This window comes from Burkholderia stagnalis, assembly GCF_039848545.1.
GTDB classification, from domain to species: Bacteria; Pseudomonadota; Gammaproteobacteria; order Burkholderiales; family Burkholderiaceae; genus Burkholderia; species Burkholderia stagnalis.
Genome location: NZ_CP156686.1, coordinates 881,247 through 905,582, shown reverse-complemented (window position 1 = coordinate 905,582; position 24,336 = coordinate 881,247). Strand labels below are relative to the sequence as shown.

24 protein-coding genes and 1 pseudogene are annotated in these 24,336 nt (G+C 67.5%); 9 read left to right on the top strand and 16 right to left on the bottom strand.

Going from position 1 to position 24,336, the window contains the following annotated elements:
* Nucleotides 1-7: 7 nt before the first annotated feature.
* Nucleotides 8-262: a GlsB/YeaQ/YmgE family stress response membrane protein gene (locus tag ABFO07_RS20890; RefSeq protein ID WP_059810238.1), complete on the top strand. Its 255-nt coding sequence runs from the start codon at nt 8-10 to the stop codon at nt 260-262.
* Between the two features lie 312 nt (nt 263-574).
* Nucleotides 575-910, top strand: a complete 336-nt coding sequence (locus tag ABFO07_RS20885; protein ID WP_059883832.1) for a hypothetical protein — start codon at nt 575-577, stop codon at nt 908-910.
* Between the two features lie 57 nt (nt 911-967).
* Here the strand turns inward: ABFO07_RS20885 and ABFO07_RS20880 are convergent, their stop codons facing one another.
* The 3 genes from ABFO07_RS20880 to ABFO07_RS20870 all read right to left on the bottom strand — a co-directional run bounded on the left by ABFO07_RS20880 (nt 968) and on the right by ABFO07_RS20870 (nt 3,876).
* On the bottom strand, nt 968-1,840 hold the full coding sequence (locus tag ABFO07_RS20880; RefSeq protein WP_059565630.1) for a LysR substrate-binding domain-containing protein: 873 nt from the start codon (nt 1,838-1,840) through the stop codon (nt 968-970).
* A 134-nt stretch (nt 1,841-1,974) separates the two neighbouring features.
* Nucleotides 1,975-2,871, bottom strand: coding sequence for a class A beta-lactamase (gene bla / locus ABFO07_RS20875; protein ID WP_059883831.1), 897 nt, complete (start codon nt 2,869-2,871; stop codon nt 1,975-1,977).
* A 189-nt stretch (nt 2,872-3,060) separates the two neighbouring features.
* Nucleotides 3,061-3,876 (bottom strand): peptidoglycan DD-metalloendopeptidase family protein, encoded by an 816-nt coding sequence (locus ABFO07_RS20870; protein WP_059565628.1) that lies wholly within the window; start codon nt 3,874-3,876, stop codon nt 3,061-3,063.
* Nucleotides 3,877-4,389: 513 nt separating this feature from the next.
* Between ABFO07_RS20870 and ABFO07_RS20865 the strand changes: the two genes are divergently transcribed.
* Complete coding sequence (locus ABFO07_RS20865) at nt 4,390-5,286, top strand: LysR substrate-binding domain-containing protein (RefSeq protein WP_059565627.1); 897 nt, start codon at nt 4,390-4,392, stop codon at nt 5,284-5,286.
* Between the two features lie 23 nt (nt 5,287-5,309).
* Here ABFO07_RS20865 and ABFO07_RS20860 read toward each other — a convergent pair whose 3' ends face one another.
* Complete coding sequence (locus ABFO07_RS20860; protein ID WP_059993229.1) at nt 5,310-6,050, bottom strand: sulfite exporter TauE/SafE family protein; 741 nt, start codon at nt 6,048-6,050, stop codon at nt 5,310-5,312.
* Nucleotides 6,051-6,210: 160 nt separating this feature from the next.
* On the bottom strand, nt 6,211-7,227 hold the full coding sequence (locus ABFO07_RS20855; RefSeq protein WP_347469505.1) for an aldo/keto reductase: 1,017 nt from the start codon (nt 7,225-7,227) through the stop codon (nt 6,211-6,213).
* 139 nt (nt 7,228-7,366) lie between these two features.
* Between ABFO07_RS20855 and ABFO07_RS20850 the strand changes: the two genes are divergently transcribed.
* Entirely contained in the window at nt 7,367-8,278 is a 912-nt protein-coding gene (locus ABFO07_RS20850; RefSeq protein ID WP_059565624.1) for a LysR family transcriptional regulator, read from the top strand.
* A 27-nt stretch (nt 8,279-8,305) separates the two neighbouring features.
* Here the strand turns inward: ABFO07_RS20850 and ABFO07_RS20845 are convergent, their stop codons facing one another.
* Nucleotides 8,306-9,460, bottom strand: coding sequence for a porin (locus ABFO07_RS20845; RefSeq protein ID WP_059889278.1), 1,155 nt, complete (start codon nt 9,458-9,460; stop codon nt 8,306-8,308).
* A gap of 381 nt (nt 9,461-9,841) precedes the next feature.
* Here ABFO07_RS20845 and ABFO07_RS20840 point away from each other — a divergent pair, with 381 nt between their 5' ends.
* Together ABFO07_RS20840 and ABFO07_RS20835 are read left to right on the top strand one after the other, a co-directional pair.
* Nucleotides 9,842-10,936, top strand: coding sequence for an OpgC domain-containing protein (locus ABFO07_RS20840; protein WP_059883829.1), 1,095 nt, complete (start codon nt 9,842-9,844; stop codon nt 10,934-10,936).
* Between the two features lie 64 nt (nt 10,937-11,000).
* Nucleotides 11,001-11,882, top strand: coding sequence for an alpha/beta hydrolase (locus ABFO07_RS20835; RefSeq protein WP_059565621.1), 882 nt, complete (start codon nt 11,001-11,003; stop codon nt 11,880-11,882).
* A 115-nt stretch (nt 11,883-11,997) separates the two neighbouring features.
* On the opposite strand, the gene ABFO07_RS20830 is transcribed toward ABFO07_RS20835, so the two are convergent.
* The 3 genes from ABFO07_RS20830 to ABFO07_RS20820 all read right to left on the bottom strand — a co-directional run bounded on the left by ABFO07_RS20830 (nt 11,998) and on the right by ABFO07_RS20820 (nt 14,622).
* A complete protein-coding gene (locus ABFO07_RS20830) occupies nt 11,998-12,531 on the bottom strand; it encodes a gamma carbonic anhydrase family protein (RefSeq protein WP_124519052.1) in 534 nt (177 codons plus the stop codon).
* Nucleotides 12,532-12,546: 15 nt separating this feature from the next.
* On the bottom strand, nt 12,547-14,280 hold the full coding sequence (locus tag ABFO07_RS20825; RefSeq protein WP_230948456.1) for a 3-keto-5-aminohexanoate cleavage protein: 1,734 nt from the start codon (nt 14,278-14,280) through the stop codon (nt 12,547-12,549).
* 78 nt (nt 14,281-14,358) lie between these two features.
* Nucleotides 14,359-14,622 carry a hypothetical protein gene (locus ABFO07_RS20820; RefSeq protein ID WP_124596978.1) on the bottom strand — a complete coding sequence of 88 codons (264 nt, stop codon included), beginning with the start codon at nt 14,620-14,622 and terminating at the stop codon, nt 14,359-14,361.
* 39 nt (nt 14,623-14,661) lie between these two features.
* On the opposite strand from ABFO07_RS20820, the gene ABFO07_RS20815 reads away from it, so the two are divergent.
* Nucleotides 14,662-16,140, top strand: a complete 1,479-nt coding sequence (locus tag ABFO07_RS20815; RefSeq protein WP_347469504.1) for an aminotransferase class V-fold PLP-dependent enzyme — start codon at nt 14,662-14,664, stop codon at nt 16,138-16,140.
* An 82-nt stretch (nt 16,141-16,222) separates the two neighbouring features.
* On the opposite strand, the gene ABFO07_RS20810 is transcribed toward ABFO07_RS20815, so the two are convergent.
* The 4 genes from ABFO07_RS20810 to ABFO07_RS20795 form a co-directional block, all read right to left on the bottom strand.
* A complete protein-coding gene (locus ABFO07_RS20810; RefSeq protein WP_059986809.1) occupies nt 16,223-16,801 on the bottom strand; it encodes a DUF4337 domain-containing protein in 579 nt (192 codons plus the stop codon).
* The gene (locus ABFO07_RS20805; protein ID WP_124490376.1) at nt 16,794-17,060 is read right to left on the bottom strand and encodes a hypothetical protein; all 267 of its coding nucleotides are present in this window, start codon (nt 17,058-17,060) and stop codon (nt 16,794-16,796) included. Before ABFO07_RS20805 ends, ABFO07_RS20810 begins: the two co-directional genes overlap by 8 nt.
* Complete coding sequence (locus ABFO07_RS20800; RefSeq protein ID WP_185633618.1) at nt 17,032-17,220, bottom strand: hypothetical protein; 189 nt, start codon at nt 17,218-17,220, stop codon at nt 17,032-17,034. Before ABFO07_RS20800 ends, ABFO07_RS20805 begins: the two co-directional genes overlap by 29 nt.
* A gap of 157 nt (nt 17,221-17,377) precedes the next feature.
* Nucleotides 17,378-17,911: a DUF6622 family protein gene (locus tag ABFO07_RS20795; RefSeq protein ID WP_124490375.1), complete on the bottom strand. Its 534-nt coding sequence runs from the start codon at nt 17,909-17,911 to the stop codon at nt 17,378-17,380.
* 322 nt (nt 17,912-18,233) lie between these two features.
* Between ABFO07_RS20795 and ABFO07_RS20790 the strand changes: the two genes are divergently transcribed.
* Both ABFO07_RS20790 and ABFO07_RS20785 read left to right on the top strand, forming a co-directional pair.
* Nucleotides 18,234-19,307, top strand: a complete 1,074-nt coding sequence (locus ABFO07_RS20790) for a sensor histidine kinase (protein ID WP_124490374.1) — start codon at nt 18,234-18,236, stop codon at nt 19,305-19,307.
* Between the two features lies 1 nt (nt 19,308).
* Entirely contained in the window at nt 19,309-20,040 is a 732-nt protein-coding gene (locus tag ABFO07_RS20785) for a LytR/AlgR family response regulator transcription factor (protein ID WP_124490373.1), read from the top strand.
* 190 nt (nt 20,041-20,230) lie between these two features.
* Here the strand turns inward: ABFO07_RS20785 and ABFO07_RS20780 are convergent, their stop codons facing one another.
* From ABFO07_RS20780 to ABFO07_RS20770, 3 genes and pseudogenes are all read right to left on the bottom strand, one after another.
* Nucleotides 20,231-22,267, bottom strand: coding sequence for an SMI1/KNR4 family protein (locus tag ABFO07_RS20780; protein WP_185633617.1), 2,037 nt, complete (start codon nt 22,265-22,267; stop codon nt 20,231-20,233).
* Nucleotides 22,268-22,351: 84 nt separating this feature from the next.
* Entirely contained in the window at nt 22,352-23,407 is a 1,056-nt protein-coding gene (locus tag ABFO07_RS20775) for a NucA/NucB deoxyribonuclease domain-containing protein (RefSeq protein WP_124490371.1), read from the bottom strand.
* A 432-nt stretch (nt 23,408-23,839) separates the two neighbouring features.
* Nucleotides 23,840-24,217 (bottom strand): annotated as a pseudogene (locus tag ABFO07_RS20770) (carbonic anhydrase); the annotation flags it as partial.
* Between the last annotated feature and the right edge of the window lie 119 nt (nt 24,218-24,336).

The window sequence follows — 24,336 nt, the reverse complement described above, 5'->3', positions numbered from 1 at the left end:
AGGGCTCATGCTGCATTTCATCGAAACCCTGGTGGTCGGGCTGATCGTCGGCCTGCTCGCTCGCGCGCTGAAGCCGGGCGACGACAAGATGGGGCTGGTGTTGACGTCCGTCGTCGGCATCGTCGGCTCGCTGATCGCGGGCTACGTCGGCCGCGCCGCGGGCTGGTACGCGCCGGGCCAGGGCGCAGGCTGGATCGCGTCGATCATCGGCGCGATCGTGCTGCTGGTCATCGTCGGCGCGATTCGCAAGCGCGCCGCCTGAACCTGCGCTTTCCGCATCACCCGTCAAAACGGCCGCTCGTCACTGAGCGGCCGTTTTGCATTCCGGACGATGCCGCGCATCGCGCGCGCCTTTCACGATCCTGTCGCACCGGTATTACCCCCAACTTGCGATAGCGCAGACGCGGCATATATTGAATCGAACGATATCGATATCGTTTGATTATTCGTTTTATTTTTCATTTTCCATTCAAGAGATCCAATGCATTTGCCGTTTACGCACCTAGCACCGCAGCGTTGACGGACTGCCACTCGAGCGGCCCCGCTGCGACACGCGTCCTCTCTGGAGCCTGTCATGAAGCATCGCGCAATCGCCGCCTCGTTCGTTCTGGCTGCCTCGCTTCTGGCCACGTCCTCGCCCTTTGCCGCCGGCGCGTCCGGCATCATCCAGTTCACCGGCATGATCGTCGAGCCGCCGTGCTCGTTCGCGCTCGATGCGGCGGTCGGGGTGCCCGCAAGCGTGCGCCCCGACTGCCCGCGCCCCACGTCCGGACAGATCGCATTCGTCGACGCCGCGAGCCTGCAGGCAGTCAAGACAACGACCTTTACGCAAGCTTCCCGCGCAATCGTTTTACCGAAACGTGCGGGCAACGCTCAAGCGCCAATGATCGCGATCGTGACGTATCAGTAACACCGGCCGCCGGCGCGGCGCGCAGCGGGTTCGACACGCCTTCGACGCCGTTGCGCGTCAGTCGCGATGGCGCGCGATCCAGTCGCTGAACGCGCGGATCTTCTGCTGGCTGCCGAGGTTCTCGGGATACACGAAGAAATAGCGCGCGCCGGTTTCGAGCACGACGTCGAACGGGCGTTCGAGCCGTCGCGCGCTGACGTCGTCCTCGACGAGCGTCACGTCGCCGATCGCGACGCCGAAGCCCTGCATCGCCGCGTTCGTCGCGAGATCGAGCGTGTCGAAGCTCGGCCCGCGCTCGGGGTCGATCGCGCGCGCGCCCGCGTGATCGAGCCACGCGCGCCAGTCGCGATGGTCGCGCGTCGGATGCAGCAGCGTATGGCGCGCGAGATCGCCGACTTCATCGAGCGGCGACGCCTGCCGCAGCTCGGGCGCGCACACGGGCGTCAGCCGCTCGTCGAACAGCGGCAGCGCGACGACGCCCGCGCCCGGCGAGGTGCCGTAGACGATCGCCGCATCGAACGGTTCGGTCGCGAAGTCGACGACGTGCTGCCATGCGGTCGTGATCTGCACGTGCAGATCGGGATGCTCGCCCTGGAAGCGCATGATCCGCGGCAGCATCCAGCGCATCACGCAAGTCGGCACCTTCAGCGCGAGGTCGGTACGCTGGCGCGTGAGCCGCATCGAGATGTCCTCGATCCGCGCGAAGCTCTCGTTGACGACCGGCAGCAGCTGCTCGCCCTCTGCCGTCAGCGTGAGCCCCTTCGCATGCCGCTTGAACAGCGGGAAACCGTAATGCGCCTCGAGCGTCTGGATCTGCCGGCTCACCGCGCCCTGCGTGATGCACAGCTGCTCGGCCGCGCGCGTGAAACTGCGGTGGCGGGCGACCGTCGAGAAGATCTGCAACGCGTGCAGGGGCGGAAGTCGGCGCATGGCGAGGCGAAGTGAGCGATGAAAACGCGCGCGCCGTCGGCGCGCGCAGACCGACACGATAAGCGAAACGCCGGCTTTGCGCGAGGCGGCGCGGCCGGTGGACGAGCGGACATCAGCCGAACATCACATGAACGTCAAGCGGCGATCAGCGCGGCTGCCGCGATGCGCGCCGCCGCGGCGACGACGTCCGCATGCGGCGCCGCGCCGGCATCGGGCTGCGTGAACGATACCGCCATCACGAGCGGCGCACGCGAGGTCGGCCACAGCACGGCGACGTCGGTCGTCGTCCCGTAACCGCCCGCCCCGCCCATGCTGGCGACGCGCCAGTCGGACGGCACACCCGCGCGGATGCCCGCGAAGCCGCGCGCGTTGCCGAGCATCCATGTCGTCAGTTGCGTGCGCTCCGGTTCGCGCAGCACGTCGCCGAGCAGCAGCCGGCGCAGCGCTTCGGCCATCGCGAGCGGCGTCGACGTGTCGCGCTCGTCGCCGGGCGTCGCCGTGTTCAGCGCGGGCTCCCAGCGGTCGAGGCGGAAGCTCGTGTCGCCGCTGTCGTGCGCGAACGCGGTGACGGTCTGCGGCCCGCCGAGCACGCGCATCAGCAGGTTCGCCGCGGACTTGTCGTCGGACTGCAGCACCGCCTCGCACAATTGCCCGACCGTCATGCCGGTATCGGCGCGGCTCTCGGTGACCGGCGAACCCGGCACGAGCTCGTAGCGCCGATACAGCGTGCGGCGCGACAGCAGCGACGCATCGAGCGTGCTGCGCGCCAGCATCGCGGCCACCGCGACGACCGCGTACGTGGCGCACACGGGGAAGCGTTCGCGCGAGCGATAGCCGATTCGCGCGCCGCTCGCGGTGTCGAGCGCGGCAACGCCGAGCCGGCCGTTCGATGCTTTTTCGAGTGCATCGAGCTGGGACTGCGCGGCGTGAAGATGTTCGCGGTCGCCGGCGGGCGCTCGCGCGCATGCGGCAACGAACGGCGCCGCGACAGCGGCAAGCAGCAGCGAACGGCGTGACGGAGAGTGGTCCATGGCTGACGGATCGACTGCGTATCGGGCGCTGCATGACGGGAACGACGGACGAGCGGGCCTGGCTGCTCCTGCTCCTGCTCCTGCTCCTGCTCCTGCTCCTGCTCCTGCTCCTGCTCCTGCTCCTGCTCCTGCTCCTGCGCGTAGCGTAGCAGCGACCGCGCGCGTATTCCAGCGCCGGCCGCGCGCCGCTCAGCCTTGCGACGTCGGCAGGTAGGGCATCGGGTTGACCGGCTTGCCGTCGCGCCGCACCTCGAACAGCAGCGCGACGCGCGAGTTGTCGACATCGCCCATCTCCGCGATCGCGTCGCCCTGGCGCACGACGTCGCCGGTCTTCACGAGCAGCTTGCGGTTGTGCGCATACGCGGTCAGGAAATCCGCGTTGTGCTGGACGATGATCAGGCTGCCGTAGCCGTTCAGCCCGACGCCCGCATACATCACGCGGCCGTCGGCGGCAGCGCGCACCGGGTCGCCGGCGCGGCCGGCAATCTGGATCCCGCGGTTCTGCCCCGGCCGGAACGGCTCGACGACATTGCCGCGCGCGGGCCACGTCAGCGCGACCCCGCTTGCATGACGCCGGGTTTCCTTGACGACCTGCCGGTCGCTGGCCGACTGCGCGGCGGCCGGCGACGCGGCCTGCGCCGATGCGACGGCCGGCGCCTGCGGCGCTTCCTGCTTCACGATGCGCAGCGCCTGCCCGGCCCGCAGCCGGCTGCGCGCGCCGAGCTTGTTCCACAGGCGCAGGTCGGCCACGCTGCAGCCGTGCGCCGACGCAATGCCCGCCAGCGTGTCGCCGCGTTTGACGACATAGCGATGCGCCACCAGGATGGGGGCCGGCGGCGGCGCCGTCGCGGCCGATTGGGCGGCCGCGTCCTGCGGCGATGCCGGCCCGCCCGCGAGCGTATCGCTCGGCGGAACCGGCGGGGCGGTCGCGCAACCGGCCATGACGAGCACGGCGCCAAGGCCCGACAGCCACGCCGCCCTGCGGTAGATCTCGCGCTTTTCCATGGTCGACCGACTCCGATTTAACATTCTTGACAAGCTTTCAAGCATCTCAAAAACGGGACGGGCGGCGTGTAACCGGATGCAAACATTGATGACAAACGATCACGAAGCCCGCGTCCGCGCATGCTCGATACCGGTAATACGGTCAAATCGGGAAGAACTTGACGCCTCGCGGCGCAATTAGCGCAAAAATTTCCGGGGAACGGGGAAAATTACGCAAGCCTTTCGATGCGCGCACAACGGCGCGGGCGGGCTCAGCGCAGCCGGTCGGCCAGTTCCAGGCAGGCCAGCGCGATGCCGACGCACAGGAAAAACAGGTGCAGCGCGATCTTGAACGACACGCCCCACGACGGGTTGGTGCGCATGACGGTCTCCTCGGGTCGATATGCGGCCCATGATCCGGCAATGATCGCGCCCCGAAAATGCGGAAGCGGCGAAGCGGGCCTCAGGCAAAGCCTGAGCCCGCGTCCGCGGTTCCTGCTACCGTATCGCCGATACCCACGACACGCCCCCACCATGCGCTTCGACCTGACCGACCTGCGGCTCTTCCTGCATACCTGCGAGGCGGGCAGCATCACCGGCGGCGCGGAACGCACGCACATCACGCTGCAGGCCGCGAGCGAGCGCATCCGCGGGATGGAGGACGAGCTCGGCGTGCCGCTGCTGCACCGGACCAAGTCGGGCACGCAGGTCACCGACGCGGGCCGCGCGCTCGAGCATCACGCGCGCACCGTGCTGCAGCAGATCGACCACATGCGCGGCGAGCTGCAGCAATACGGCCAGGGGCTGCGCGGCCACATCCGGCTGCTGTGCAACACCGCGTCGCTCAGCGAATACCTGCCCGACGCGCTCGCCGCGTACCTGCCGCATCATCCGAAGCTGTCGATCAGCGTCGAGGAGCGCTCGAGCCAGGAGATCGTGCATGCGATCCGCAACAAGACGGCGGACGTCGGCATCGTCGCCGATTCGGTCGGGCTCGGCGGGCTCGCGCAGATGCCGTTTCGCGAGGACTGGCTGATCGTCGTCGTGCCGGCCGGCCATCCGCTCGCCGCGCGCGACAAGGTCGCGTTCGACGAGATCGTCGATGCGGACTTCATCGGCCTCACCGACGGCAGCGCGCTGCAGGTGCACCTCGCCGACCAGGCGCGGGCACTCGGCAAGCGGATCCGCTATCGCGTGCAGTTGAAGAGCTTCGACGCGATCTGCCGCGTGATCGAGAGCGGCGTGGGGATCGGGATCGTGTCGCGGCACGCGGCAGCGCGCGCGATGCAGACGATGGACGTGACGATGGTCGAGCTGTCCGACGCATGGAGCCACCGGAAGCTGACACTGTGCGCGCGGTCGTTCGATGCGTTGCCGAAGTACACGCGGGAGTTCGTCGCGTTCCTGTCGGGCGCGGCCGCGCAGGGCTAGCCAGTCGGCGCAGCGGCGCGGGTTCAATGCAGCGCCGACGCCGCCATGTACCCGCCCAGCGCGATCAGCCCGACGAAGAAGCAGCGCCGGAACGCCCGCTCGCTCATCGCTTTCCGTGCGGCCTGCCCGCCGAGCATCCCCGCGAGCGCCGGCACGAGCGCCAGCACCGACACGCCGAGATCGACCGCCTGCAGCGCGCCGGTCATCCGCAGCTGCAGGCCGAGCGCGATCGTCGACGCGGTAAACGACAGCCCGAGCGCCTGGATCAGGTCGTCCTTCGACAGCCGCAGCGCCTGCAGGTACGGCACCGCCGGCACGACGAACACGCCGGTCGCGGCCGTGACGACGCCGGTCAGGTAGCCGACCACGGCCGACAGCCATTGCTCGTGACGCCCGGGCGCAGGCAGCCGTGCGGCCGCGAGCCCCCAGCCCCCATACGCGGCCAGCACGACGCCGAGCGCGGCGTGCGTCCATCCGTTGCCGGACGCAAGCGCCGGCAGGCCGCCCGTCAGCGTGCCGATCGTCAGCCCCGCGAGCAGCGGCCGCAACCGGCGCAGCAGCGGCCCGAACGACGGGCCGAGCCACAGTTGCCAGACATTGGTGACGAACGACGGCACGAGCAGCAGGCTCGCCGCGGCCGACGGCGGCATCGCGAGCGTCAGCAGCCCCATTGCGATCGTCGGCAGGCCGAGGCCGATCATGCCTTTGACCGCACCGGCCAGCAGGAACACCAGCACGATGATCGTCGTCGTATCGAGTTGCATGAGCGCGCGTTCCGTTCGGGTGAATACGGCGCGATCGTGAACCGCCGGCCCGCCGCGCGCCATCTGGTTTTGCCTGAGGCTGGCTCGGGCTGGCGCGGCGGGGGCCGGGCGGCACGATGGGCGGCGCCCGGCGGCAGTGAGGCCGCCAGCCGACGGCCGCTCACCCCTTGTGAGCAGCCCCTCGCCCCTGCTCGCTGTCGAGGTGCGCCATCTGTGCGGCCGGATAACGGTCGCCGGCCACCGCCCCGGCGGGCACCGCCGCTTCGATGCGGGCGAGATCATCGACCGTTAGTTGCATCGCAAGCGCCGACAGCGCGTCCTGCAGTTGCGTGCGCTTGCGCGCGCCGATCAGCGGCACGATGTCGTCGCCGCGCGTCAGCGCCCACGCGATCGCGACCTGCGCCGGGTTGCTGCCCTTCTCGTCCGCGATCGCCCGCAGCGCTTCGACCAGCGCGAGGTTGTGCGTCAGGTTCTCGCCCTGGAAGCGCGGGCTCGCCGCGCGGAAATCGCGCCCCACTTCCCGCGCCGCCGTCCAGCGCCCGCTCAGCAGCCCGCGCGACAGCACCCCGTATGCGGTCACGCCGATGCCGAGTGCGCGGCAGGCCGGCAGGATCTCGGCCTCGATGTCCCGCGACAGCAGCGAATACTCGATCTGAAGATCGGCGATCGGCGCGACGGCCGCCGCGCGGCGCACGGTGTCCGCGCCGACCTCCGACAGCCCGATCTGCCGCACGTACCCGGCCTTCACGAGATCGGCGATCGCGCCGACGGTGTCCTCGATCGGCACCGCCGGATCGATCCGGGCCGGCCGGTAGATGTCGAGATAGTCGGTGCCGAGCCGCTTCAGCGAATACGCGACGAAATTCCGGATCGCCGCCGGCCGCGCGTCGTAGCCGACGAAGGTGCCCGCCGGATCGCGCAGCGCGCCGAACTTCACGCTGATCACGACCTGCTCGCGCGTCCTGCCGCGCAGCGCGTCGCGGATCAGCATCTCGTTGTCGCCCATCCCGTAGAAATCGCCGGTGTCGAGCAGCGTGATGCCGTGGTCGAGCGCCGCGTGCAGCGTCGCGACACTCTCCGCGCGGTCGGCCGGCCCGTACAGGTCCGACATGCCCATGCAGCCGAGCCCGATGACCGACACCCGCGGGCCCGAGCGGCCCAGTTGACGCAGTTCCATGTCCGTTTCCTCGAAGTGGTGAGTGGATGGACCGCATTCTGGCGAGATCGCGGCTGGTGATAAACGCGAAAGACTCCACCAAACCATTCGACGCTGATTAACAATGGAGGCTGTCCAATCCGCCCCACCCCCGCCTCGCATGGATCATCTGCACGCAATGCGCATCTTTGCGCGCGTCGCCCATCTGGGCAGCTTCACGAAAGCGGCCGAGCAGCTGCAGCTGCCGCGCCCGACGGTGAGCAACGCCGTCCAGTACCTCGAGAAACACCTGAAGATCCGCCTGCTGCAGCGCACGACGCGGCGCGTCGCGCTGACCGCCGAGGGCACGGCCTACTACGAGCGCTGCGTGCGGCTGCTCGCAGATCTCGACGACGCCGAGACCTTGTTCGAGGACGCCGGCGCGTCGCCGCGCGGCGTGATCCGCGTGGACCTGCCCGAGCGTTTCGCGCTGAATGAAGTGATCCCGGCGCTGCCGGCGTTCCATGCGCGCTATCCGGACCTGCGGGTGGTGATCAGCACGACCGATCGCTTCGTCGACCTGGTGGCCGACGGCATCGACTGCGCGGTGCGGGTCGGCGCGCTGTCGGACACGTCGCTCGTCGCGCGGCGCCTCGGCGAGCTGGCGCAGGTCAACTGCGCGTCGCCGGCGTATCTCGCGCGCCACGGCACGCCGCGCTCGCCCGACGACCTGCCGGAACACGTCGCGGTCGGCTATTTCTCGAGCCGCACGGGCCGCGAGCTCGACTGGGAATATGCGGACATGGATACCGGCGAGATGCACGCGGTGAAGATGCGCAGCATCGTGTCGGTCAACAGTTCGCAGGCGTACCTGGCCTGCTGCCTCGCGGGGCTCGGAATGATCCAGGCGCCGCGCGACAGCCTCGACGGGCCGCTCGCGGACGGCTCGCTCGTCGAGGTGCTGCCGGAATGGAATGCGGCGCCGCTGCCGGTGTCGGTGGTGTTTCCGCATGGCCGGCATCTTGCGCCGCGCGTGCGGATCTTCGTCGACTGGCTCGCGCAGACGATCGGGCGGACGCGCCCGCCCGGCTGACGGGCGTCGGCACGCCTGCGCCGGCGATCAGAACTTGTGGCGGATCGCCGCGCGCACCGCGAACTGGTTCGACGACGACGACGGGCCGTCGGTGCCGACCACGTAGCCGCCGTCGGCGGCCGTGCCGGTGCGGTCGCCGGCGACCTTCTGCCATGCGCCCTGCAGGTACACGTCGGTGCGCTTCGACAGGCTGTAGTCGGCCATCACGCCCACCGTGTGGTACTTCGGCTTGAACGAGCCGGTCGCGGCGTCGAACTTGCCGTCCGTGAAGACGTACTGCGCGCCGAGGAAGAAATCGGGCGTGAGCTGGTACTTGCCGTTGACCTCGAAGTTCTGGAACTTCGTCGCGGTCAATCCGAGGCCCGAGAACGTCGACGCGGGCAGGTAGACGGTCGACACCGGATTCTTCACGTCGGTCTTCGTGTACACGAAGCCGACCGTCGCCGGGCCGAACGTGTAGTTGATGCCGCCGCCGAAGATGCGCAGGCGGTCGGCGACGAAGTTCGCGTCGTCGGCCGCGATCGCGCCCGCGTTGCCGATCCCGGGGCTGTTCGCCTGCAGGTAGGCCGCGGCGACCTGCAGGCCGGCCAGCGAATATTGCGCGCCGATGCTGTACTGGCGGTTGTTCGCGAAGCCGGTGCTGTTGCTGAAGCTGTACGTACCGCCGAGCGTCAGGCCGTTCCAGTCCGGGCTCGCATACTTCACCGTGTTGTTGACGCGGAACGAGTTGTCGGTGTTGTCGTTGTCGAACGGATGCGAGAACAGCGTGCCGCCCCAGTTGCCGTTCGCGGTCAGCGGCGCGAGATAGTCGACGAGCGCGTCGTACTGGCGGCCGAACGTCAGCGTGCCGAAGCGCGACTCCGACAGGCCGACGAACGCCTGCCGGCCGAACATGCGGCCGCCCTGGTTGAACCGGCCGTTGTTCACGTCGAAGCCGTTTTCGAGCACGAAGATCGCCTTCAGCCCGCCGCCCAGGTCCTCCGAGCCGCGCAGCCCCCAGCGGCTGCCCTGCGCATAGCCGCTCGCGAGCTGGTAGTTGGTCTTGCCCAGGCCGCCCACGTTGACGTTGTTCGTGTAGTTGAAGCCCTCGTCGATCAGGCCGTACAGCGTCACGCTGTTTTGCGCGAACACCGGTGCGGCGAAGGCGGCCAGCGCGGCGGCGGAAAGGACGTGCTTCTTCATGGCGAATCTCCAGAACCGGGAGTCGGGGGCGCTCGTGCGGGGCGCCCGGTTGTTGGTCTTGTATGGCCCGATCGGCGGGCGGCGCGGGGTGGCACGCCGCGCAATGGTCAAAATGGTGTCACGACGCAATCCAAACGTCCATCGGGGCGCGGCACCCGCGCGCAAAGCGTTGCGCCCTTCCAACTGGCCCCATTGTCCCGGTTGCCGGGCGGGCCTTGCGGGCCGTGGCTGGCAGATATGCCATTCACGTAAACCCTGAACCGGCCACTTCGGTGGCACAATGCGCCTCCTGTCGACAATTCTTCACGAAGTCATGCCTGACCCCGATTCATGCGCGGTGCGTGCCGGCCGCGCGCGCGGCGCTCGCCGGGAGGCGCGCCGATGAGCCCCGCCCGGCCCGGCCGCTACGCCGAGCTCGATTTCTTCCGCGGCCTCGTGCTGCTCGTCATCGTCGTCGACCACATCGGCGGCAGCATCCTGTCCCGTGTCACGCTGCATGCGTACGCGCTGTGCGACGCCGCCGAAGTATTCGTGTTCCTCGGCGGCTTCGCGACCGCGATCGCGTACAACTCGCTCGCCGAGCGCCACGACGAGGCCGCCGCGCGCCAGCGCTTCATCCGCCGCGCGTTCGAGATCTACCGCGCGTTCCTCGTCACCGCGGGCCTGATGCTGCTGATCACCGCGGCGCTGAACGCGTTCGCGATCGACGGCCCGAACATGCCGACCAACGATCTCGACGGCCTGATCCACAAGCCGCTCGCCGCGCTGCGCGACATCCTGCTGTTCCGGCGCCAGCCGTACCTCGCGTCGGTGCTGCCGATGTACGCGTTCTTCGCGCTGCTCGTCCCGCTCGCGCTGCCGCTCGCGCGCAGCCAGCCATGGCTGCTGCTCGCGTTCAGCGCGTCGCTGTGGTTCGCCGCGCCGCACGCCGCGCATTTCCTGCCGACCGTCGAGGGCGCGCCATGGGACTTCAATCCGTTCGCGTGGCAGCTGCTGTTCGTGCTCGGCGCGGTCTCGCGCTGCCAGCCCGTCTACCAGACGCTCGCGCCGAAGCCGCAGGGCTGGCTGCTGACCGCCGCGTCGCTCGCGATCGTCGCGGCGGGCGCGTACTACCGGCTGCGCATCGAGCCGTTCCCGACCGATCCGTCGATCAAGCAGAACCTCGGCGTGCTGCGGCTCGTGAACTTCCTCGCGATCGCGTGGCTCGCGGCCAAGCTCGTGCACCTCGGCTGGATGAAGAAGGTGGCGCACGCCATGCCGTGGATCGGCACGATCGGCCGCCAGGGCCTGCTGTGCTTCGTCGCCGGCACCGGCATCTCGCTCGCGGTGGATTCGCTGCTGTACCAGGCGACCGAAGGCTACCTCGACGTGCCGCTCGGGCTGGCCGCCGACGTCGGCGCGATGGGCCTGCTGTACCTCGTCGCCAAGCTCTACGCGCCGCTGATGTCGCGGCTGCCGTTCCGCACGCGGCGCTGAACCGCCGCGCGACCGTCATCCGCCGCTGCTACGATAGGCGACGATACTCCTCACCCCGCTCGACATGCGCCGATTTTCCTTCCTGCTTGCCGCCGCGCTGACCATCGGCTTCGCCGAATCCGCCGCATCCTCCCCGCCCGCCCAGCCGGCCCAGGTCGCCGCGATCAGCGACGACAGCAGCGTCGCGATGCGCACGTTCCGTTCGCCGTCGCTGCAGCGCGACTGGTCGTACACGGTCTACCTGCCGCCGCGCTACAACCCGGAAGGCGCGCGCTACCCGGTGCTGTACCTGCTGCACGGCAACGCGGGCAACGCGAACGACTGGATCACGCAGGGCCGCCTGCAGACCACCGCCGATACGCTGATCGAGCGGCACGACATCCCGCCGGTCGTCATCGTGATGCCGCAGGGCGGCACCGACTGGTACGTCGACCGCAAGGAACGGATGCAGAGCGCGTTCCTCAACGACCTGCTGCCGGACGTCGAGGCGCATTTCGCAGTGTCGAACCAGCGCGCGGGCCGTGCGATCGGCGGCGTGTCGATGGGCGGCTTCGGCGCGCTGCGCTTCGCGCTGCTCGAGCCGGGCCTGTTCTGCGGCGCGATGCTGCTGAGCCCCGCGATCTACGCGAACGAGCCGCCGCTCAATTCCGCGGCGCGCTACGTGGGCGTGTTCGGCGACAAGCAGTTCGACTCGCGTGTCTGGCATGAACTCAACTACCCGGCGCTGCTGCGCGGCTATTTCGCGCGGAGCTGGCGCGTGCCGATGTTCATCGCCGCCGGCGACGACGACCTGACGATCCAGGCCGAATCGAGCTTGCTGTATACGCAGCTGCGCCGCGCGCAGAACCCGGCCGAGCTGCGCATCGTCGACGGCGGCCACACGTGGGACGTGTGGCGCGGCATGATCGCGCCGGCGCTCAGGTATACGCTCGATTGCGTGAAGTAAGCCGCCCGGGCGCACTATTGCGCGCCCGGGCGGGTGGCGCGGGCCGGCCCGGCGAAGGGCCGGCCGCGTCATGCCGAAGCGTCCACGGCCGGACGCAACGGTTCGCCGAGCCGGGTCACACCGGATCGATCCGGTGCAGCGCCCGCTGGTACATCGGCCTGCGCACCTCCGCATAGAAGCCGATATTCGTGCGCAGCCGTGCGACGTCCTCATCCGTCAGAACGCGAACCACCCTGGCGGGCGCACCGAGGATCAGCGATCGCTCGGGAAACACCTTGCCCGCCGTGACGACCGCGCCCGCCCCGACCAGGCACTGACGGCCGATCACCGCGCCGTCGAGCACCACCGCCTGGATCCCGATCAGCGAGCCCTCGCCGATCGTGCATCCATGCAGCACGGCCTGGTGACCGACCGTCACGTGTTCGGCAATCGTCAACGGGCACCCCGCGTCCGTATGCAGCACGGCCCCGTCCTGGATGTTGGTGCCCGCGCCGACGACGATCGGCTCGGTGTCGCCGCGCACGATCGCGCCGAACCAGACGCTCGAATCGGCGCCCAGCCGAACGTCGCCGACAATCGACGCCGTATCCGCGACGAACGCGCTCGCATGGATGGTGGGCACGCGCTCACCCAATCGATAGATAGCCATCGAATATTCGCTCCTTCATGCGCGGGTCGAATGCGACGTACGCGGCCTGGCGACCGGCAGGCCGAGCATGTCCCGCACCTCGGCGGCGGTTTGCACCGTGACGCCCCTGGCCAGCAGGTCTTCGCGCAGCATGCGCACCTGCTCCCAGGTGCCGCGCGCCTTGCGCACGCCGCCCGGAACCCGGCTGTCGAGCACGGTCAGGCCGTCTTCCAGCCCGATGCGCACGCCATCCAGGCGCAACGCGTGCGCGAGATCGGCCAGTATCGCCTGCAGCGGCCCCGGCAACAGCAGCGAAACGAGCGATGACGGAAAGCCGTCGCGCAGCCGTGCAACCACCGGGCTCAGCTGTTCGACCGCGAGATCGATCGCGCGCTGCCGCGCCGGCGCGTCGCCGGCCGCCACGCAGCGGGCGATTTCCTGGCGAACGTCGGGCGCGATCAGCGAATCGTCCTCGACGTCCCCGCTGACCGGATCGCGGCGGTACTGGTCGACGCCGGCCACCAGCATGAACAGCACGGGCCGGCCGGTCGCTTCGAGGAATTCCCGGTAAAGCGTAGTCGCGTTGTCGATGATCGTGTGATTGAAGACTTCCACCTCGGGGCGCGTGCCGACCCGCTGGAAATGCGCGAACTGCTCGGCCAGGAAATCCGGCGCGTTGTCGTAACCGCCGCCGCCCTGGAAAATCACCGCGGCCGGGCTCAGCGACGCAACTTCGGGCACCGCGGCCTCGCCGTACGATTTCAGGTGAGCGCGCCGCAGCGTGCTGCGCGAGCCTTGACGATCGCCCCGCACGCTCGTCGACAGATTCAGGATCGCCGTCGTATCGACGTTCCGCACCGCCGGCACGATCGCGTCGTAGTGGTCCACGACGATCTGGTTGCGCTGCGTGCCGACCGTGACGGCGCCCAGCCCGGGGATCTCGAGCGACGTGCGGTCGCCGAGTTCACGTGTGTGCAGGTGCACGACCGCCGCGCCTTCCTGGATCGACCGGACCGTTTCGTCGACGATCGCATCCGGCGTGATCGGCAGGACCGGCGAGCGCCCCTTGCCTGCTTGCCAGTAGCCGGCGCCGCATGCACGCCAGCCGGATGTTTCGAGTTTCGCCAGCAGCGCCGGACAATCCTCGCGAATCGACGCGATCAGCGCAGGCGGCACAAAGCTGTGCAGCTTCGCGTGATGCCAGACGAGATCGCCGCGCTCGTCGGCCACCCATCCATACGTCGTCAATTGCAGCACGATGCGCCTGACGAGCTCGACCGACGACAGCGCCGCCAGCCATTCGCGCGGAATGACGGCGCTGCCGGATGCCGACACCGGTGGCGGATGCCACGCCCGATCGCGGTGAGTCCACCCCATTTCCTCCAGTGCATGGCGCGCGACAGGCGGGTTTGGTAGTTCTGCTAAAAAACGATCTGCAAGAGAAAAACCGTGTCCTGATTCGATCAACCATCCGCCGGCGGGAACGGCTTCCCAGCCGTCCGATCGCAAACGCGCGACGATTTTCTCGGCTTCGGCCGAGTCGAATAACGGGTGAATAAGACCGGACGGAATAAAGGTCGGTTCGAGCGGATCGAGCCATTTCGGGACAGCCCCGGTAGGAGCGGCCGTAATGTACATACGTGTCATGGGCAATCTTCCTGTTGGATGAGAAGAAATACATGAAGCAACGTTGCTTACGATCAGCTTATAGCAATTGAAATTTAATACAAGGCTTATGAAGGTAAATTGACTGGAATTTGAAAGAAACAATCAGATGTCATTGAAATGATTTGATTGATTATTCTTGAACCGCCGAAATTGTTTAAATCAATTGAAAACTCCGGCAATTTACAGATGCGTCTGTATCGCAATCATCGCGAGAAAAAACATGCACCCGGAATGTTCATGCGTTTTTCGAGAGCCGCTGCCGGTTTCGATTCGAGATCGGGGCACGGTCTTCCGAGAGCGCGGAGCTGCCCGGTGACCGCCGGGCAGCATGCCGATGCCGCCAACGTAGGCCCCCGCTCCCCGAACGCCGCCGATCGATAGAAAAATATTCCACGAAAGGCCCAATTTCCAGCCAAGTTTGGATCCTTTTTCCTGGTCGGTCACCGTATCATTTCCTGAATTGCGAAGGGGCCAGTGAAGGATATGAGCGAGAACAACACATTGCATTACCTCGACTACGCAGCGACGACGCCGGCCGATCCGCGCGTGATCGAATCGATGGTCGCCTGTCTCGGCGCGGACGGCGCGTTCGGCAACCCGGCGTCGAGTTCGCATGCCGCGGGCAGGCAGGCGCGGGCGAAGGTGGAACGAGCGCGCGCACAGGTTGCCGCGCTCATCGGCGCGGATGCGGACGAAATCGTCTGGACGTCGGGCGCGACCGAATCGAACAACCTGGCGCTCAAGGGCTATGCGGATGCCGCCGTCGAGAAGCGTCACCTGATTACGAGCCGCATCGAACACAAGGCCATTCTCGACACGATGGCCAGCCTGTCGAAGCAAGGCATGTCGGTCACCTGTCTCACGCCGACGTCCGACGGCGAAATCACGGCCGACGCCGTGGCCGCGGCGATCGGCCCGGACACCGGCCTCGTGTCGCTGATGCTCGTGAACAACGAGATCGGCACCCTCACGGACATCGGCGCGATCGCCCGGGTCGTGCACGCCGCCGGCGCCCTGCTCCACGTCGACGCGGCGCAGGCGCTCGGCAAGACCCCGATCGACGTGCGCGCGCTCGGCATCGACATGATGTCGATGTCGGCGCACAAGTTCTATGGGCCCAAAGGGATCGGCGCGCTGTTCGTGCGCCGGGACATCGCGGATCGAATCGCGCCGCAAATGCACGGTGGCGGACACGAGCGCGGCTTGCGTTCGGGCACGCTTGCGACCCACCAGATCGTCGGCATGGGCACCGCGTGCGAGCTGGCCGCCGAAGGCCTCGAGACAGAAGCGGCGCGGATTGCCGTGCTCAGCACGCGGTTGAAGGACGGCGTGCTGGCGCTCGGCGACGTCACGCAGAACGCGGCCGCGGCGCGGCGCATCCCGCATACGTTGAGCCTGACCGTCACCGCACCGGGCTTCTTCCCGTTCATGCTGGGCGATGCGCTCGCCGTGTCGTCGACTTCGGCGTGCAACTCGGCCGCCGGCACGCCGTCCCACGTCCTCACGGCCATCGGGCTGGATGCGGATTCGGCCGGCCGCACCGTCCGGATCAGCGTCGGACGCTTCACGACGGAACAGGACATCGACTTCGCGATCGCCTGCTTCCGGCACGCGATCGAGCAGTGCCGGTCGAGCGCATCGAGCGGGTTGACGGCGTCGCGCCAGATCATGCCGGATGATTTGAAAGCGATTCGCAGCGCGGGCTTCCGCGCCGTGATCTGCAACCGGCCCGATGGCGAGAGCGCCGATCAGCCGGCGTTCGAGGAGATTGCGGCCGCGGCCCGTGAGCTTGGGCTCGACGCGCGATACCTCCCGGTCGAATCCGATCAGATCGGCGACGCGCAAGTCGATGCGTTCGGCGTGATGGTCGATGCGTTGCCGAAGCCGGTTCTTGCGTATTGTGGTAGCGGCAAGCGGGCCGGGATGCTGTGGCGTCGGCTGGTGGCGCGGCGGATGGCGTGATGACGTGATGGCGCGGTGAGCCAGTTCAGACGAGCTTGGGACGGATATCGTAGGTCGCGCGTGCTCCGCGACTGCCAGTCAATCAAACCCCAAAGAACGCCAACCCCGCGATCACGATGCCAATCGCGGCCGCGCCGATCGACAGGCCCTGCATCCATGACCGCCGCGTGAGGATCGTGATCGCCGCCAGTGCGATCGAGATCTGGATGACGGTCGTCGCCTGCGACCATCGATGGTGTCGGTGCATCCGCTCCTCGCTCGCGGCGTTGTTCTTCTCGACTTCCTTTTCGAGCGCCTCGGCACGTGCCCGGATCGGCTCCTTGTCGGCGCGGTATCTCGCGGCATCCGTCTCGAACCGCTTTCGCTGCGGCGACGCCTCCGGGCTCAACGCCGCGCCGAGCTCGGCGAGGTTCTGCTTATTGCCCTTCGCCTGATAGTAGGCCCACTGGTTCGCAGCCTCGGTTTTCCGGATCGCGGCGTCATTCTTGTAGAGCAGCGCGAAGCTCTCGTCAGCACCGCTCTGATAGGCAGATATCGCGCCGAAGCAGGCAAGCACGGCCGTCAGCACCGCGATGCGCGACGTACCTTGATCACCACCATGAGCCGCGTGATGTTCCACCGCATGGTCGTGAGGGCCATGAACTTCGAATTCTTCAGACATCCTTGGCATCCGCGTGATACGCGTTCTCTCGGGACAATGCGGCGATTATCCGGTAGTTGGGCGAAGTCGGGCAACGTCCGAACCACACGATCAGCTCAACATTCGACGCCCCAGGAAACGAACGCGCGTGCGTTACAGCAGCGGCCCCAATTTGCGCGCCGGCCGACGGGCGCTTCGACGCGTTCTCCTGCGCCTGCTCGTCGAGATTGACGGTCGCGGGAATGAAGCGCTCACGCAGCCCGATCACCGTGTTCAGCACCTCCGTCGCGGGGCACGACGAACACGGTCAACGCGCCAGTCTGCGGATCGGCGAGAAAATAGCTTTTCGCGATGCCGTCGAACGCATCGAAGTGCTGGTGCGACAGGCTGACGAACCCGACGTGGCGCGCGCGGAAATCCGCCAGCGCGTCCTCGCTCATTGCATCGATCCGCTGGAGCGCGTTCGCGCCGATCGCACGAGGCCGGCGGACAGGTTTCTTCGTGACGCGGAAAGCGAATCGCCCGGCGCCATGCGTCGGGCGAGGAAGAAGACCGCGGCGCGAAAGTCTCGATGACCTCGCCGGCGACCGTGCCGGTTCAGCGCGACTCGAACGCCGGCGCAGCGCCGTCGTCGGACGATCCGTTCGCGTGACGGATGCAGCGCGTGACCACGTTGACCGCGCGTCCGAGCGGCATGCCGACGAGCATGCCCCAGATCGCGAATGACAGGATCGCGAAGGTTCCGGTGGCGGCCCACGGCCGCGACGTGGCGATCGCGTCATGAATGAACGTCTCGGCAACGAAGATCAGAAGCAGCGTGGCCAGCAGGCTCGCGTCGCCGGGCAGGCGCACGAGCATGCCTTCGGGCCCGGTCCTGAACTGCAGCCGCCAGCGGCGCGCGTGGAACCAGCCGCCCGTCGCGCCCAGCGCGAGCGCGGCCAGCGCGGCCGCGTAGGCATCGCCCCCCGCCTGCGGAAACAGGTGGCCGAGGCTCGACAGGCCGAGCCCGACGAACACGATCGGAAACAGGATCGGACGCACGGGCCGGACTTCGCGCGCGAAGCAGCGCGTCACGCCGATATAGACGAGCCCGCAGAACAACACGTAGACGTAGGCCGGGAGATGTTGCATGGGGTACCTGTTCGAGAGCGCCGCGCGCGGCGGATATGCCGACGACTATAGCGGCCGGAAAGTCCGCCTGCCGCGCTTTGCGATGAACGGCGGGAATTGGCCGATGAACGGCGCCTGCGTCCGGCGAATGTCCGTGCGGGGCCGCTTCGTCGTCGCGCCAGCCCACGCGCGCTGCTGCATTACAACAACCCGACGACGCGTCGCATCTACGCTGGCTGCGTGCGCGAATCGAGGCCGCCGCGCATGCGTCGCGGCCGCTCGCCAGTGGTGACGGTGCCGCGAATTACGTTACCATCGCCGCCATCCGCACTCGCTCGCAGCCATGCAAAGCAGGCTCCTCCCGTTCCTGTCGTCCGCGCCCCATGCCGGCCTAGTGCATCGAGGCCGATCGCTGCTGGGCCTCTTGGTTTTCAACTCCGGTGTCGGGCTGATGTTCTGGGCCACCCGCCGCAATGAGGTGCTGCTCCCGTATCTGGTCGTCGCGAACGGCATCGGTTTCAGCGCGACGCTGCTCAGTGTCGCCGCCGACAAGCTCGTGCGCGGCAAGCTGGCGCTGGTGCCGAAGATCCTGATCGTCGCGCCGGCCAGCGTGTTCATCGGTTTCGAGATCGCGGCCTCGACGATCGGGCACGTTCCGCACCTGATCGGACATGCGGGCGTCAAGGTATGGCTGGCCTACGGCTCGTCGTTCGTCGTCGCCGGTGCGGCCTGCGCATTTGTCTCGGTGTTCGTGCAGGCCGCGCGCATGCGCGCGTCGCTCGAAACGCAGCGGCGCGAGGCCGCGGAGGCGCGCCAGGCCGAAACGGCCGCGCGGCTCGCGCTGCTGCAGGCCCAGATCGAGCCGCATTTCCTGTTCAACACGCTGGCGAACGTGCAAAGCCTGATCGAGCGCGATCCGGCCCGCGCCACGACGATGCTCGACAGCCTGAACCGCTATCTGCGCGCGAGCCTGAGCCGCACGCGCGAGGCCACCTCCACCCTGGAAGAAGAACTGGAACTGGTCGAGGCGCTGCTGAAGATCGCGACGATCCGGCTCGGCGAGGAACGCCTGCGCTATGCGATCGACGTGCCGGCCGCGCTGCGCGCCTTGCCGCTGTCGCCGCTCCTGCTGCAGCCCCTCGTCGAGAACGCGCTGCTGCACGGCATCGAGCCGTCGGTCGACGGTGGCGAGGTGCGCATTCGCGGCACGCGCGACGGCGACCTGCTCGTCCTGAGCGTGAGCGACACGGGCGTGGGACTTTGCAACGGCGGCACGAAGCTGCACGGCGGCGTGGGGCTCGCGAACGTTCGCGCGCGGATGATCAGTCTTTATGGCGAGCGCGGCCGCGTGTCGGTCGGCGCGAATGCCGACGCCATGCGGGGCGTGACCGCAACCTTGCAGATTCCGATCGCCTGATATGCCGACCGCCCTGATTGCCGACGACGAACCCAACCTGTCCGCGGAGCTTGCCGCGCGCCTCGCGCCGCTGTGGCCTGAGCTCGAGATCGTCGGGATGCCTCGCAACGGCGTGGACGCACTCGCCGAGCTGAATGCGAAGCGACCGGATTTCGCTTTCCTCGACATCCGGATGCCGGGTATCGACGGCCTGAAAATCGCGAGTCTCGTGCCGCACGTGCACGTCGTGTTCGTGACGTCCTACGACGAGTATGCGGTCCAGGCGTTCGACCAGTCGGCGATCGACTATTTGCTGAAACCGGTGACCGACGAACGCCTGCTGCGCTGCATCGTCAAGCTGCAGCGCGGCGGCCCGGCGCCCGTCGACACCGCCCTGCTGGCCAATGCGCGCGAGCGGCGCGATGCCGCGCCGATCCGCTGGCTGACCGTGGGCCTCAGGGACACGACGCGGCTCGTGTCGGTGGACGAGGTGCTGTACTTCCAGGCCACGGACAAATACACAGAGGTCGTGACCGCAGGCGAGCGGCACGTGATCCGCACGCCGCTCAAGGACATGCTGCAGCGGCTCGATCCCGAGCGCTTCGCGCAGGTGCATCGCGGCGTCATCGTCGCCTTTGCGGCCATCGATCACATCGAACGCGATCTGCTCGGCCGGCTGCGTATCCATTTGCGCGGGAACAGCGACGTCCTGCCCGTCAGCCGCGCGTGCGCGGGCCTCTTCAAGCAGATGTGACGCTCGGCGTCCCGTCTCAGCTCAGGTCACCCCCAAACCTATTGAAACCAGCCTGACTCAAGCTGGCCACGCGGGGATATGGGGAAAGCCAGCCCGGCACGCATGTCCGCCAGGCACGAGCCGCCGCGCGTGAGCAGCGCGAATGGTGCCTGCGCCTCCCGCATCTTTTCGACCATCCCCAAGGCACACGTCAACCGGGCACGACGCGCGCCAGCCATTCGCCCACGCTTTCCGCCACGTGCTCGCGCTCGGGACTGTCGTGCCACACGCGGATCACCTGCCCGATCCGGCCGCCCTCGTCCGGGTCGAGATCGATGCACAGATGATCGCCGCTGCCGTTGTGCGTGAGCGGTATCCATTTCAGGTTGTACCAGTCGCCGCGAATGCCCGGCTCCGGCTCGCCCTCACAGTCCGCCAAATCGCCGCGCGCAACCAGTTCGTGCCAGATGGACCACTGCGCGAGGATCTGCCGAGCGGACAGCAGCGTCTCGCCCGCAAACGGTTCGGTACGCCCGGCTTCCTGTCCGTCGTGCAACCGCAAGCTCTCGCGCCACGCCTCCGGCAACGCCACGCCCAGCCCCGCCTCGAGCGCGCGCAAATCCTCGTCGCTCGCCGGACCGCGGAACGGCTCCGACGCATCGGCCGGCAGCGTGCGCCTCCATGCGTCTAGACGCGACCAGGCTGCCGCGATCGTGTCGTGCGGAGATGGTGCGGCGGCGCCTGGCGCATCCGCTCGCGTTGCATCAGAGGCGGCCGTGTGCGATGCGTCCACCGCTGAAGATCGAACCGCTTGCGTGTCCTCCACCGCGGCGCGCGCAGCCCGCACCGGCCGGCGCGACTGGTCGAGCCGCATGAACAGTACCGGCGAGCCCGCTGCCAGCGGCGTCGCCCCCGACTCGATCGCGACGAGCGCATCGGCTCCGGCGAGCGCGCCGAACGCATCGGCCCGCTCGCCCGCGAGCGGCGTCACGACCGGCTCGCCCGTCGCACCCGCCGCAAGCGTCGCCCAGCAGAGGTCATTCAGCATCGGATCACGCGATGTCGGCGCGCCGAGTACGCCCGTCTCCCAGTACGGCCCCGGCACGTCGACAAATTCCAGCAGATCGATCAGCCGACGCAGGATCGTGTGCGCGAGGATCGCGACGTCGCCGGGATAGCCCGGCAGATTGACGAGCGTCGCCTGGTCGAAATAGGTGACGACGCGCGACCCGCGCGGCCGGCCCGCTGCATCGGTCAACTCGAACGTCCGGCGCTGCGCCGGCGAACGGTCCTCGCTGCGGCCGAAATTGAAGCGCGCGCCATGCACCTGCGGCAGCGTCACGCGCGCCTCGCTGACCGGAAACACCGGCAACCGGTTCAGCGCGGCATCCTGATGCGGCGCCTCCGCCAGCACCCCGGTGCCGACCAGCAGGTCGTAGCGCTGCGCGAGCTCGGCAAGCTGGCGGCGAAACGCCAGCTCGGCATCGCGGGACTCCAGCGGCGGCACGGTCATGTCGGGCGGCGCGACGTATTCGAGCGACGCGTCGTAGCCCCACTGCTTCAGGAGCGCGCACAGATAGGGGCCGTTCGCGTCGGGACGCTGCCACGGCTGCCGCTCGCCGGCTGGCGGCACGAGGTCGTAGCTCGCGACGACCACGCACACGCGCGGCCGCCGGCTGACCTCGACGGTACGCACGCCTGCGGCGATCAGCAGCGCCTGTTGCTCCGCGCCAATGCGCTGCCCCTTGTCGAGCAGCAGCGCATCACATGCGTAATCCGCGCCACGCGCGATCACACCCTCCCCTTCGACCGGCGGCGCGTCAAGGTCGAGGCGCGCATGCTGCTGCCCGTCAGGCGCGCGATTGCGCGAGCGCGGCACCACGGTGTCCGCATGCGCCGGCAACGGCGCGAGCGCGGGCAGCCATTCGGCATCGCCCGCCGACAGCGCGCGCGCCGCCGGATCGCCGCCGCGATGAATCAGGACCGGATATTGCAGGCGCACATTCAGTGTCGCCGGCCGCGCGGGCGATGCGTGTGCAGCGTCACCCGCGCGCAGCGCATAGCCTTCGATCGCCGCGAGCGCAAGCCGCGGCAGCGCGTCGGGCGCGGTCACGGCCTGCGCGAGCACGCGTCCGCATGCGTGCTCGACCGGCACGGTCTCGACGCGCATGCCGCCCGGCACGGCGTCGGCGCAACGGCGATAGGCGTCGGCCAGCCATGCCGGCATCGGTAAAAGGTCGTTCGTCATCGTCATGTCAATACAGTACGGGCGCGCGCATCGTCGGCAAGCAGCCCGATGATGCGCGCGGTCGGTCAGATGCAGCGTCGCGAATCAGTGCCGCTTCGACGCGGGCGAAGCACCGCCCGGTTCGACGTCGACGTAGAACTCGTCGCCGTCAAGCACGCGCTGCGCGCGGAAAAAATCGCCGAGAAACGCGCCGGCGCGACGGTTGTCGCTAGGATCGATGCGCCTGACCGAGAACCTTCCGCTCGCCGCGCCCTGATGGGTTGCCGCGAACGGATACTCATCGCAATCGCAACCGCTCGGCGTTTCGTTGGAATCGCCGGTGAACGTGCATTGTCCGGTGACCTGGCCGTACTTCGCAATGCACTGTTCCTTGGACGTAGTGCGATTGCTGGCGCGCAGCGTTGCGTCGCGGGTGCGCGTGAGCGCCCGCGAGTCCGATCCCGGCAGGATCGTACCGTCGTCACGCGGCACGAAGTTGCCCGGCAGCCCTTGCGCCTGCGCCTCCTTGATGTGCTTCGCAGATTCGTCGACATCCGGGTTGTCGGTCTTGACCGAGCGCATCACCGCCGGCGCCTTCGAGTAGATGCATCCCTGCGTGCCGGATTTCGCAAGGTCGACGTCACAGCGCAAATCGGGCACGTAGCTCATGCCCGAATGCGAGGTCAAGCTCGAACCATTCTCGAACGAGTCGCCGGTCTTCACGATCCGGTACTCCACATACGGGCGCACATACAGCGGATTGCCCTCTTTCATGTTCGGCGTGATGGTGACGATCGTTTCGTTGGAGAGGCCACCCGGCATGAGGCCTACGCCGGCGCTCGGCGACACGGTGCACTGCGACCCGCACTCGATAACCGGTTTGATCTGCAGCCCGCCGCCATTGCCGGACAGGGTCGTCGTGCGGAACCGGAACCGGATCTGCCACGACAGCTGGTTGAGCGGATTATCCGAATAGGTGTAGGCCTCGATGCGGACCCTGCCGGTCTCGCTGTTGTCGTCTCCAATCAGCACCCGGTCGAAGGCCTCTGACTTCTGGCAATGCGAACCGCGACTGAGCAGGGAGTTTTCGCTCGTGTCCTGGAATACGGACGTGCAAATGGGCGACACGTCGGGCGCGCCCCCCGCTTGCGCCGGAGACATGAATAATGGCCAGCATGCACTGACGATTATCAAGCTCTTTCCTATTACCTCTTTCATCCACCTTCTCCTTAACTTATTTATCTATTTCCGTTTAAAGGAGAATCGAAATTAGCACCGCACTCAATGAAAGCAAACCGTTAACAATGACAGGAATGTAATAATTTCCAAGCAATCCATATCAATGCCCTATATCGCGGGCTAGGATGGCGTCGTTTCACCATTTCGCTTCAAGCCGGCTTTCCGCCTTGCCCGATGCGAAGCCGATCGAATTCTGCAACGGCACAGTGTCCGACGAGGTAGACGGCTTCACGCAATGGGCGGTGACGCAGACTGCGCAAAGTCTGGCCTATGCAACAACCTCCTTCAACTACAAGAATCCGCAACACAATTATTCCGTGCGGAGTGATCTCGGTGATAGCGCAATCACCTACACGCATGACGCAACCACCCCGCCGCCGCAGGCATACGGTCCAGGCACTTGCATGTGGCGACGGCAGTCATCGCACCACCGTCGGAGTGTCCACAGATGACGACGTCAGTTGCGTTCAGGCCTGCGACTGCGTATTCGATGCTGGCTGACACGCCACCAGGCTGCACGCCGTCAGCCGGAACTATGTTGCCGGCGTTGCGAATGACGAACAACTCGCCTGGCTCTTGCTGTGTCAGCAGCTCCGGCACTACACGGCTGTCTGAGCAAGCGATGAACAGCGTTCGCGGATTCTGAGTGGTTGCAAGCTGCTTAAACAACTCCGTGCGCTTGGGAATCTCTTCGCGCTGGAATTTCAGGAAGCCTTCGATCAGGTCTCGCATGATGTCGCCCGTTTGGTTGTGCGGGAACTCGATGTTCAAAATGGATGATCTGAGCTCTATCGGTTTTGGTCGCGTGGATGCCAATCACCGTGAGCAGCCCAAACTAGTTGCTCACGCCG

Coding starts and splice junctions, on each gene's coding strand:
- ABFO07_RS20890 (WP_059810238.1), top strand. CDS start 8: ATGCTGCATTTCATCGAAACCCTGGTGGTCGGGCTGATCGTCGGCCTG.
- ABFO07_RS20885 (WP_059883832.1), top strand. CDS start 575: ATGAAGCATCGCGCAATCGCCGCCTCGTTCGTTCTGGCTGCCTCGCTT.
- ABFO07_RS20880 (WP_059565630.1), bottom strand. CDS start 1,840: ATGCGCCGACTTCCGCCCCTGCACGCGTTGCAGATCTTCTCGACGGTC.
- bla (WP_059883831.1), bottom strand. CDS start 2,871: ATGGACCACTCTCCGTCACGCCGTTCGCTGCTGCTTGCCGCTGTCGCG.
- ABFO07_RS20870 (WP_059565628.1), bottom strand. CDS start 3,876: ATGGAAAAGCGCGAGATCTACCGCAGGGCGGCGTGGCTGTCGGGCCTT.
- ABFO07_RS20865 (WP_059565627.1), top strand. CDS start 4,390: ATGCGCTTCGACCTGACCGACCTGCGGCTCTTCCTGCATACCTGCGAG.
- ABFO07_RS20860 (WP_059993229.1), bottom strand. CDS start 6,050: ATGCAACTCGATACGACGACGATCATCGTGCTGGTGTTCCTGCTGGCC.
- ABFO07_RS20855 (WP_347469505.1), bottom strand. CDS start 7,227: ATGGAACTGCGTCAACTGGGCCGCTCGGGCCCGCGGGTGTCGGTCATC.
- ABFO07_RS20850 (WP_059565624.1), top strand. CDS start 7,367: ATGGATCATCTGCACGCAATGCGCATCTTTGCGCGCGTCGCCCATCTG.
- ABFO07_RS20845 (WP_059889278.1), bottom strand. CDS start 9,460: ATGAAGAAGCACGTCCTTTCCGCCGCCGCGCTGGCCGCCTTCGCCGCA.
- ABFO07_RS20840 (WP_059883829.1), top strand. CDS start 9,842: ATGAGCCCCGCCCGGCCCGGCCGCTACGCCGAGCTCGATTTCTTCCGC.
- ABFO07_RS20835 (WP_059565621.1), top strand. CDS start 11,001: ATGCGCCGATTTTCCTTCCTGCTTGCCGCCGCGCTGACCATCGGCTTC.
- ABFO07_RS20830 (WP_124519052.1), bottom strand. CDS start 12,531: ATGGCTATCTATCGATTGGGTGAGCGCGTGCCCACCATCCATGCGAGC.
- ABFO07_RS20815 (WP_347469504.1), top strand. CDS start 14,662: ATGAGCGAGAACAACACATTGCATTACCTCGACTACGCAGCGACGACG.
- ABFO07_RS20810 (WP_059986809.1), bottom strand. CDS start 16,801: ATGTCTGAAGAATTCGAAGTTCATGGCCCTCACGACCATGCGGTGGAA.
- ABFO07_RS20800 (WP_185633618.1), bottom strand. CDS start 17,220: ATGAGCGAGGACGCGCTGGCGGATTTCCGCGCGCGCCACGTCGGGTTC.
- ABFO07_RS20795 (WP_124490375.1), bottom strand. CDS start 17,911: ATGCAACATCTCCCGGCCTACGTCTACGTGTTGTTCTGCGGGCTCGTC.
- ABFO07_RS20790 (WP_124490374.1), top strand. CDS start 18,234: ATGCAAAGCAGGCTCCTCCCGTTCCTGTCGTCCGCGCCCCATGCCGGC.
- ABFO07_RS20785 (WP_124490373.1), top strand. CDS start 19,309: ATGCCGACCGCCCTGATTGCCGACGACGAACCCAACCTGTCCGCGGAG.
- ABFO07_RS20780 (WP_185633617.1), bottom strand. CDS start 22,267: ATGACGAACGACCTTTTACCGATGCCGGCATGGCTGGCCGACGCCTAT.
- ABFO07_RS20775 (WP_124490371.1), bottom strand. CDS start 23,407: ATGTCTCCGGCGCAAGCGGGGGGCGCGCCCGACGTGTCGCCCATTTGC.